Raw genomic sequence first — 3805 nt, forward strand, 5'->3', positions numbered from 1 at the left:
AAACTTCTTGGTCCGGTTGAACAGCATATACGTCTTTTCCCGCTCCTGCGCATCTGTTCCCGCATCAGCCATATGAAAAGAATAGGCCGACTCGTCATTGGCATTTTCCATACTATCACGCAGCGAACTTTGTAGTGATTCAAGTTCATTCTGAGCTTCCCTGCGTTTCTTTTCAATAATCTCCCTGAAATATTCTAACTCCTCGTCGGAATAGGGGGTCACTCGCTCCTCATTTTCATTGTTTTCAGATGCCATAACAGCCACTTATTTTCTTAATTAGGGTTTCTTCTGATGGAAATGGTCGATTTCTCTTCACCGATTTCCCATGTTTTCACAAAATCTGATACCTCAAGTTTATGCCGTATAATCTCTTCAGCAAGTGTTTCGCTTTTGATATACTCCTTCATCGATCCCACGGCTTCTTCCAGCTGGTCAGAACCTTCAAAACCAATGGTAATACGGTCAACAATCTCAAAGTCAGCCTCTTTGCGCATATTCTGTATCCGGTTGACGAACTCACGTGCCAATCCTTCCTGAACCAGCTCAGGACTCAGCTCTGTATCCAGTGCTACGCTCAGGCCCTTCTCCGTTTCTACCGACCAGCCCTCGAGTCCGGTCCGGTTAATCTCAAGAGCGTCATCGCCCAGCTGAACAGTGCCTTCCTCCCCGAGGTCCAGTTCAATAGATCCGGTTTCCTCAAATTCGCTGATCTCTTCTGTCGTCAGTTCGTTTACTTTGGCAGCCACCGGCTTCATTTTGGGGCCCAGCCTGCTGCCCAGCTTGGCATAGTTGGGCTTGGCCGTCTTATGAACAATGCCGGAGTCGTCATCTACAAACTGGATCGCTTTTACATTGACTTCATCCAAAATAATATCTTTGACTGCTTCCACCGCCTGACGTTCGCTTTCGCCTTCAATAGGAAGGATGATGCGCTCCAGGGGCTGTCGGACGTTGATCTCAATCTTATTGCGCAGGCTCAGCACCATCGACGAGATCTGCTGTGCCAGCTCCATCCGGTGTTCCAGCTGTTTGTCAATCGCCGTTTCTTCCACCGTGGGATAAAAGGAAATATGAACCGATTCCTCATCCTGTTCGGTTACGCTGTTTAAGCGTTGGTACAGCCATTCGCCCAGAAAAGGTGCAATGGGACTGATCAGCTTAGCCAAATCCACCAGACACTCATAGAGCGTCTGGTAGGCCGCCGCTTTGTCCAGGCTTTTTCCTTCTTTCCAGAATCGACGACGATTTCGGCGCACGTACCAGTTGCTGAGCTCCTCCACAAACTGTTCAATAGCCCGGGCCGCCTTTGTAGGCTCATAATCATCCAGGAACTCATCCACCAGCTTGACCGTCGTATTGAGACGCGAAATAACCCAGCGATCCATCTCCAGGCGATCTCCTGCCGGGATGGTCTTCCCGGAGTAGGTAAACTCATCGATATTCGCATACATGGCGAAGAAGGAATAGGTATTGACAATCGTATTAAAAAACTTGCGCTGGGTTTCCCGCAGGCCATTCTCGCTGAATTTGAGGTTCTCCCACGGCGATGAGTTGCTCATCATATACCATCGCACGGTATCGGCTCCATATTCCTGGATCACCTCGAAGGGCTCAACGGCATTGCCTTTCGACTTGCTCATCTTATTGCCGTTTTCATCCAGCACCAGTCCATTGGCCACCACATTCTTATAGGCGGGCTGGTCGAAGAGCATAGTCCCCAGGGCGTGCAGCGTATAAAACCAGCCGCGCGTCTGGTCCACGCCCTCGGCAATAAAGTCGGCCGGAAAGTTTTTCTTGAATTTATCCTTATTCTCAAACGGGTAGTGCCACTGGGCAAAGGGCATAGACCCGGAATCGAACCAGACATCCAGCAGATCCGGTATCCGCTGCATCGTGCCCCCGTTGGGACCTTTCCACGTAATATCGTCAATATAGGGCCGGTGCAGGTCGATCTCTTCATCATCGGACAAGCCGGCCTTCTTTTTCAGCTCTTCAATGCTACCGACGACTTCCATGTAATCGGGGTCTTCATCGCTCACCCAGATAGGGATCGGGGATCCCCAGTAACGCTGGCGCGAAACGGCCCAATCCACATTATTTTCGAGCCAGGTCCCAAAACGCCCGGTCCCCGTACTCTCGGGTTTCCAGTTAATCTTCTTGTTCGAACTGACCATCTTATCTTTCACTTCGGTGGTTTCCACAAACCACGATTCCACCGGGTAGGACATCAACGGCGTCCCTTTCCTCCAGTCAAACGGGTAGTTGTGCACGTACGTCTCGTGTTTGTACATCAGGTATTTATCCTTGATGGCCCGGGCGATGCCCTTGTCGGCATCCTTAAACCACTCTCCTTCAAATTCGGGCGCCGCATCCGTAAACCTGCCATCCTCGTCGATGGGATTAAACATCGGGATGTCGTTCTTTTGGGCGGTCTCATAGTCATCCGCCCCAAATGCCGGGGCCGTATGCACCACGCCCGTCCCCTCTTCGGTGGTCACATAATCTGCGGGGATGACGCGCCAGGCCTCGGATTTATCGTATTCTTCCAGCGCATAATCAAACACCGGGTCATACGTCCACCCGACCAGCTTTTCTCCTTTATACTCTTCAACGATCTCATAGTCGTGATCGATAATCTCATCAATGCAATCTTTGGCCATGATATAATATTCGGTGCGGTCGCCTTCGGAAAGCCTGATCTTGGCATAATCCAGCACCGGGTTCACGGCCAGCGCCATATTCGAGATAATGGTCCACGGGGTGGTCGTCCAGGCCAGGAAATACACATCTTCGGCCATCTCGACCTTGAATTTCACAAAAATAGAGGGATCCTGTGTCTCCTCATACCCCAAACTCACCTCATGCGAGGAAAGCACCGTTCCGCTGCCGGGTGAGTACCACTGTATTTTGTATCCCTTGTAGACCAGCCCTTTCTCGTAAAGCGTCTTAAAAGCCCACCAGACCGATTCGATATAATCGTTCTCGAACGTAATGTAGGGATCATCCAGGTCTACCCAGTAGGCCATGCGATCGGTTAGCTTGTCCCACAGATCCTTGTACTTAAGGACACTCTTCCGGCACTTTTTGTTATACTCGGCTACCCCGTACTCTTCTACCTGCGCACGCCCTTCCAGGCCCAGTTCTTTCTCTACCTCAATTTCCACCGGGAGCCCGTGGGTATCCCAGCCTCCCTTGCGCTCTACCCGATACCCTTTCAGGGTTTTATAGCGGCAGAACATATCTTTGACCGTCCGGGCCATCACGTGATGAATGCCCGGCCTCCCATTCGCCGTGGGCGGTCCCTCATAAAACGTAAAGGGAATACCCTCTTCGCGGGTAGTAAGACTTTTCTCAAAAATATTCTGGTCTTTCCACCACTTGAGGGTCTCGACCTCTAATTTCGAGAAATTAAGTTTTTTGACTTCTTCAAACCGTTTACTCATAAAAACCGTTGTACATACTCAGTTAGCTTTAAGAAAGCAGTAAATATATCACTTTTTACTCACTTTCCCGCAGCAATCATTCTTTATAACCTGTTTATCTATTTAAAAGAGCCTCAAAGATACAAGTCTTAGTCCATCAATTCACATTTTGAAATGTTATTTTTATTTGTCAGCGAACCATAAAAAGCATTGCACAAATAAGTTGCAAGTCAGAATCCAAAAACTTCCGCTAGGACCTTTAATATAAGTTCGCTTTATGTTATTCTGTGCTCCGGAAAGCGAGACACGACGCCTGTACAAATACGGGTGCTATTCATTGATTTCCAATATCATTGCCAATATTTTTTATCCTGTACGGATAA

General features: G+C 49.1%; 1 protein-coding gene and 1 pseudogene. Both read right to left on the bottom strand.

The genetic code is table 11. From position 1 onward, the window contains the following. Positions 1-255, bottom strand: a pseudogene (locus ACESLU_RS12770) (molecular chaperone DnaK); the annotation flags it as partial. A 17-nt stretch (positions 256-272) separates the two neighbouring features. Beyond that, positions 273-3443: an isoleucine--tRNA ligase gene (gene ileS / locus ACESLU_RS12775; protein WP_372639024.1), complete on the bottom strand. Its 3171-nt coding sequence runs from the start codon at positions 3441-3443 to the stop codon at positions 273-275. Positions 3444-3805 lie beyond the last annotated feature (362 nt).

The organism is Fodinibius sp., assembly GCF_041642155.1.
Taxonomy (GTDB): domain Bacteria; phylum Bacteroidota; class Rhodothermia; order Balneolales; family Balneolaceae; genus Fodinibius.